Source organism: Aeromicrobium sp., from assembly GCF_036675695.1.
Classification (GTDB): Bacteria; Actinomycetota; Actinomycetes; order Propionibacteriales; family Nocardioidaceae; genus Aeromicrobium.
Genome location: NZ_JAKFEL010000095.1, coordinates 1 through 6042, shown reverse-complemented (window position 1 = coordinate 6042; position 6042 = coordinate 1). Strand labels below are relative to the sequence as shown.

At 64.9% G+C, this 6042-nt stretch carries 6 protein-coding genes; all 6 read left to right on the top strand.

Annotation, left to right across the window (positions count from 1 at the left end; genetic code table 11):
• Positions 1-805, top strand: an 805-nt coding sequence (locus tag V6M39_RS06205) for an extracellular solute-binding protein (RefSeq protein WP_332642883.1), incomplete at its 5' end; no start/stop codon positions are given.
• Positions 806-922: 117 nt separating this feature from the next.
• Positions 923-1825 (top strand): carbohydrate ABC transporter permease, encoded by a 903-nt coding sequence (locus tag V6M39_RS06200; RefSeq protein WP_332642881.1) that lies wholly within the window; start codon positions 923-925, stop codon positions 1823-1825.
• A 145-nt stretch (positions 1826-1970) separates the two neighbouring features.
• Complete coding sequence (locus V6M39_RS06195) at positions 1971-2789, top strand: carbohydrate ABC transporter permease (protein WP_332642880.1); 819 nt, start codon at positions 1971-1973, stop codon at positions 2787-2789.
• Complete coding sequence (locus V6M39_RS06190) at positions 2786-4219, top strand: glycoside hydrolase family 3 N-terminal domain-containing protein (RefSeq protein WP_332642879.1); 1434 nt, start codon at positions 2786-2788, stop codon at positions 4217-4219. The genes V6M39_RS06195 and V6M39_RS06190 overlap by 4 nt, the downstream gene beginning before the upstream one ends.
• The gene (locus tag V6M39_RS06185; RefSeq protein ID WP_332642878.1) at positions 4216-5136 is read left to right on the top strand and encodes an ROK family protein; all 921 of its coding nucleotides are present in this window, start codon (positions 4216-4218) and stop codon (positions 5134-5136) included. The genes V6M39_RS06190 and V6M39_RS06185 overlap by 4 nt, the downstream gene beginning before the upstream one ends.
• Positions 5124-5885, top strand: coding sequence for a glucosamine-6-phosphate deaminase (gene nagB / locus V6M39_RS06180; RefSeq protein ID WP_332642877.1), 762 nt, complete (start codon positions 5124-5126; stop codon positions 5883-5885). Before V6M39_RS06185 ends, nagB begins: the two co-directional genes overlap by 13 nt.
• Positions 5886-6042 lie beyond the last annotated feature (157 nt).

Below are 6042 nucleotides of genomic sequence, written 5' to 3'. Positions count from 1 at the left end.
CTACTGGGGTTCGCGCTACATCTTCTACAGCAAGAAGGCGTTCGCAGATGCCGGCATCGACGTGCCGAGCAACCTCGCCGACTTCCAGAAGGCGGCCACGCAGCTCAAGACCGACAAGACCTCGGGCCTCTGGCTGCCGGGTCAGGATTGGCGCAACGGCATCAGCTGGATCTTCGCCAACGGCGGAGACATCGCAGTCCAGGACGGCGACAAGTGGGTCGGCAAGCTGTCGGCTCCCGAAGCCCAGGCTGGTCTGAAGCAGGTCCAGGAGCTCTACAAGGGTGCGACGCTCGCTCCCAAGGACGGCCTCGACGCCGAGCCGTGGGTTCCGTTCAACAACGGCGAGTCAGCCATGTTCATGGGCCCCAGCTGGGCGCGCTGGAGCGTTGCCGAGGACAAGGCCAAGGACCTGGGCGCGTTCGCACTCCCCGGTGTTGACGGTGGCACAGCACCGGTCTTCGCCGGTGGCTCGAACATCGCCATCTCGGCCAAGTCGAAGAACCAGAACGGCGCGTTCGACGTCCTGAAGCTCATCTACAGCGACGAGTTCCAGGAGCAGCTCGCCAAGAACGGCCTCGGTCCGGCCAACGACGAGTTCACCTCACTCATGGGTGATGACGAGTTCGCGAAGTCGGCCATCGCTGCCGCAGCCACCGCCAAGCTCACGCCCGCGTCGCCTGAATGGGCCGCAGTCGAGAGTGCCAGCGTCATGGAGGAGTTCTTCGGTTCGATCGCCCGTGGCGACGATCCGGCAGACGCCGCCAAGGCTGCCGACGCCAAGCTGAACACGATGTTGAACAAGTAGCAGTGCTGAACAAGTAGCACTCGGCAACACCTGCAAGACACGACAGAGTGGGGCCTGCGGGCCACTGCGGGCCCCACTCTGTCTTTCAACGCCACGACCCAGACAGAAAGGACGATCATGACGACACCGCGTATGACCCGCAGCAGGACGCCGTACTTCCTGATCGTCCCGACGATCCTGGTGCTCATCGTCGGTATGGGCTATCCGCTCGGACGCCAGCTGATCCTGTCGTTCCAGGAGTTCGGTCGGGCCCAGCAGTTCGGGCAGCCGGCAGAGTGGATCGGACTTCAGAACTACCAGGACCTCATCACCGACAAGGCGATGTGGACCGTGATCGTCCGGTCTCTCGTCTTCTGCGCGGTGTGCGCCGGAGTCACCATGTTCATCGGCACCCTGTTCGCCCTCCTCATGAAGCGCGTCGGTACCGGTCCGCGACTCGTGCTCCAGATCAGCATGCTGCTCACCTGGGCCATGCCGGTGATCGCGGCGATGACTGCGTGGCAATGGCTCTTCGACACCCGCTACGGCGTCATCAACTGGGCTCTCAAGGGGCTCGGCTTCTCCACCTTCGAGAACCACAACTGGCTCATCGAGCCGATGTCTTTCTTCTTCGTCGCGGGCGTCATCGTAATCTGGATGAGCGTGCCTTTCGTCGCGTTCACCGCATATGCAGCACTCACCCAGGTGTCCGAAGAGACGCTTGAGGCGAGCCATCTCGATGGCGCGACAGCCGTGCAGCGCTTTCGCCACATCATCTATCCGACGATCAAACCGGTGCTCACGATCGTCCTGCTTCTGCAGATCGTCTGGGACCTCCGCGTGTTCGCCCAAATCGACTTCCTCCAGGGCGTTGGCGGCTCGGTCAGCCAGACCCACCTGCTGGGCACCTATATCTTCACGCTCGGAATCGGCCAGAGCGACTACGGCTCCGCATCTGCCCTTGCAATGTTCGTCCTCGTGCTCACCCTCGCCCTGACGTACCGGTACGTCCGCCGCCTGCTATCGGAGGACACAGTATGAGCGAGCGAAGCTGGGGGTACCCCCGCGCCATCCGAACTGGAGTCGTCCATGTTCCAAGGGCGCACGGGGCGCAGGGGGCGCGAACAATCAGACACGATTCATGCTGTGGCCTCCGTACCGTGCCCTTTTCTACGGAGGTCCCGGCATGAACACGCGCCGCCGACTCTGGGGCTTCATCGCGATCGGTATCGCGCTGATCTGGGCGTTTCCCGTCTACTGGGTGCTCAACAGCTCGTTCCAGCCGATCGAGAAGCTCCGCTCCCCCAATCCGCCGTTCATCCCGGACTTCGCGGCAGCTGCATTCGACCGGGTGTTCAACGAAGCCTTCTTCGACTCACTCAAGCTGAGCCTGTCGGTGACCCTGCTGGCGATCGTGGCGGCCACGTTCTGCGGCTTCGTCGGCGCCGTCGCCATCTCACGGTTCCGGTTCAAGGGACGCAAGTCGTTCATCTTCACGGTGCTGGCGATCCAGATGATTCCGCCCGAGGCGCTGTTCATCTCCCAGTACAAGATGCTCAACGAGTGGGGTCTCTACAACAGCATCCTGGGCCTCGGTCTGCTCTACACCGCGCTGATCCTGCCGTTCACGGTGTGGATGCTGCGTGGGTTCGTCGACGGCATCCCGCTGGAGCTCGAGGAAGCAGCGATGACTGATGGCTGCAGCCGTACGCGGGCGTTCTTCACCATCACCTTCCCGCTCCTCGCCCCGGGTCTCGTGGCGAGCAGCGTCTACGGGTTCCTGCAGGCCTGGAACGAGTACACGCTCGCGGTTGTCGTCATGGATCCCTCCAACCGCACGCTTCCGCTGTGGCTTCGCGGGTTGTCTGACGTCTCGAATGAAGCGGTCGACTGGCCCGCTGTGATGGCCGGTGCAACTCTGGTCGCGGTCCCGGTGATCGTCCTGTTCATGATCGTCCAGAACCGGATGACGTCCGGCATGGTCGGCGGGGCGGTCAAGGGATGAGCGACGTAAGGCGCCTGGCGCACCAGGTGATGCTCGGCTCCTTCAGCGGACCCGTGATCCCCGACTGGCTAGCGCAGTCGTACGCGGATGGTCTCGCTGGCATCTGCTTGTATGGCGCCAACCTCGACGCCGAAGGCGACGTCACCGAGCTGGCGCAAGCCGTGAGGGCCCTCGACCCGACTGCTGTCCTCACGCTCGACGAGGAGGGTGGAGACGTCACTCGACTGCACATGCGACATGGCAGCCCCTACCCCGGCAATGCGGCACTCGGAATCCGCGACGACGTCCAGGCGACGCAAGTGGTGGCGGCCGCGATCGGCGCAGAGCTTGCCGCAGCAGGAATCTGGCTCAACCTCGCACCCAGCGCCGACATCAACAGCGATCCGCGCAACCCGGTGATCGGCACCCGCAGCTTCGGCCAAGATCCGGCGCTCGTGGCTCGACACACCTCGGCGTATGTCGCCGGCTTGGCATCTCAAGGCGTTGCCGCCTGCATCAAGCACTTCCCCGGCCATGGCGACACGGTGACCGACTCACACATCGGGCTCCCCCACGTCAGCGCACCGGCAGACGTCGTACGCAGTCGCGAGCTCGTTCCGTTCGTAGCCAATCTCGACGCCGCCAGCATCATGACGTCTCACGTCGTGCTCGAGGCCTTCGATGCCGACCAGCCCGCGACCCTCAGCCGCGCAGTTTTGACCGACCTGCTGCGCAAGGAGCTTGGATACGCCGGCGTCATCGTCAGCGATGCACTCGACATGGCTGGCGCGAGCGCAATCCACGGAATCGGTGGAGCCGCCGTACTGTCGTTGGCGGCTGGCGCCGACCTGCTGTGCTTGGGTCCTGAGCCGACCGACCAGCCGTCCTTGATCACCGAAGCTGTGGACGCCGTGTGTCGTGCGGTTGAGGAGGGTCACCTCGACATCGGGCGGCTCAGCGATGCCGCTGAACGGGTCGAAGCACTCCGTACGGCCTGGGCATCATTCGCTCCCCGCGCGGACGCTGCCGAAGTCATCGCCGATGGCCGTGCGCTATCGGTCGAGGTTGCAGCTGCGATCACCGCGACTGCCCCGCGATTCACTGGCCCGGCCACGGTCCTACGCATCAACACCGGCACCAATCCCGCCGTCGGTCCCACGTCCTGGGGCCAGCTCGACCTCGGCGGCACGACGATCGACCTGGTGCCCGCGGCGTTGGAGGGAACGCCGTCGTTCACCGGTGAGGTCGCGATCGTCGTACGCCGAGTCGACGCCGTGCCGGAGGTATCGGACTGGGTCCAGCGTCAGCTCGCCGACAACCCACGCGCCGTACTCATCGAGCTCGGCTGGCCGAGCCCCGCACTCGACGACCACGATCAGGTCGTACGAACGTACGGCTCTGCCGCTGTGCTCACCGACGCGCTCGGCGCTGCCCTGAGGGCAGAACGATGAAGGTACGTCTCGGGCTCGACATCGGTGGCACGACCGTTCACGGAATAGTTGTGGATGCGGAGAGCCACCACGTGATCGGCGAGCAGATCACCCACCCGACGCGTCACGGCGCGGACGGCGTAGTGACAGGCGCCGTCGAGATGATCTCCGCGCTGCGCACTGCTCTGCCGAGTGACCACGACGTCATCGCTGTCGGTCTCGGGGTGCCTGGCATCGTTCATGACGGTGCGGTGACTCACGCGGTCAACCTCGGCCTCGACCATGTCCCCCTCGATCTCGCCGGCCGCGTCGCCGATCGGGCGGACGGCGTTCTCGTCACCGTCGAGAACGACGTCAAGACCGCAGCCCTCGGCGGCCTCGCCTGGTTGCAGGAGCAGGGCTCGACCGTTGACGACCTTGCACTGCTCAACGTCGGCACCGGCCTCGCCGCCGCCTTCTTGCTCGACGGGAAGCTGCGTCACGGTTCGCGCGGTATGGCCGGAGAGATCGGTCACCTCGTGCACGATCCCGACGGACCGATCTGCCCATGCGGTCGCCGCGGCTGCCTTGAGTTGTTCGCCTCCGGTAGCGGTCTCCGCCGACAGTGGGACGGGACAGCCGCGGAGCTGTTTGCCGCTGCGGCAGCGGGCAGCAGCGACGCGGCGGGAATCCGCGATCAGCTGACAGCAGGCATTGCCAAGGCGATCAGCCTGCTCGCATACGGGCTCGACGTCTCATACGTACTGGTCACAGGCGGTGTCGTCTCCGCGACACCGGCGCTTCGCCAGGCCATCCTCGACGACCTGCGTACGGACGAAGGCACCTCGCTCGGCAAGCTCGCTGCCATCGCGGACCGCGTGCGGTGGCTGCCGTCGGACTACCCGGCCGGCGCACTCGGAGCTGCATTGCTCGGAAGGGACCCGGCATGGAGGTCCTGATCGTCGACGATCCCGGCACCGTTGTGGCCGATGCCATCGCCCAGCACGTTCAACCCGGTGCCGTGCTCGGGCTGGCGACCGGTTCGTCGCCGCTGCCGGTCTATCGAGAGCTGATCGATCGACATACGCGTTCCGAGCTCAGCCTCGCCGGGGTGCGCGCCTTCACGCTCGATGAGTACGTCGGGCTGGCGCAGAGCCATGCCGAGTCCTATCACTCGGTGATCCGTCGCGAGTTCACCGATCACATCGATCTCGATCGCGTGGACGGACCCGATGGCGAGGCGAAAGACATTCCTGCCGAGGCCGCTCGCTACGAAGCGGCGATCGTCGAGGCGGGCGGCATCGACGTACAGCTGCTCGGCATCGGCACCGACGGCCACATCGGGTTCAACGAGCCAGGCTCGTCCCTCATGTCTCGTACGCGGGTCAAAACCCTCACCCAACAAACCCGCGAGGACAACGCCCGGTTCTTCGACTCGGTGGACGATGTGCCGCACCACGTGCTGACTCAGGGCCTCGGCACGATCCTCGACGCCGGGCACCTCGTGCTGATCGCCACCGGCTCGAGCAAGGCCAATGCAGTCGCTGCCGCCGTCGAGGGCCCGGTCGCCGCCTTCTGTCCCGCGTCGGTCCTACAGCTCCACCAACACGTCACCGTTGTCGTCGACCCACCAGCCGCAGCTCAGCTCAGACTCGCCGCCTACTACCGATTCACGGCGGAGAACAAACCAGATTGGCAGCGCTTTTGAACCCCAAAAGCCGCTAGTCTGCAGAGGCAACACCCACCCATCACTTGGATCGTCCGGCACGTACCTGCCGGTGAAGGGATTAACCAGCATGTCCTCAGTAACGTTTGACAAGACCACCCGAATCTTTCCGGGTCAGGATCGCCCAGCAGTCGACAAG

Coding starts and splice junctions, on each gene's coding strand:
- V6M39_RS06185 (WP_332642878.1), top strand. CDS start 4,216: ATGAAGGTACGTCTCGGGCTCGACATCGGTGGCACGACCGTTCACGGA.
- V6M39_RS06200 (WP_332642881.1), top strand. CDS start 923: ATGACGACACCGCGTATGACCCGCAGCAGGACGCCGTACTTCCTGATC.
- V6M39_RS06190 (WP_332642879.1), top strand. CDS start 2,786: ATGAGCGACGTAAGGCGCCTGGCGCACCAGGTGATGCTCGGCTCCTTC.
- nagB (WP_332642877.1), top strand. CDS start 5,124: ATGGAGGTCCTGATCGTCGACGATCCCGGCACCGTTGTGGCCGATGCC.
- V6M39_RS06195 (WP_332642880.1), top strand. CDS start 1,971: ATGAACACGCGCCGCCGACTCTGGGGCTTCATCGCGATCGGTATCGCG.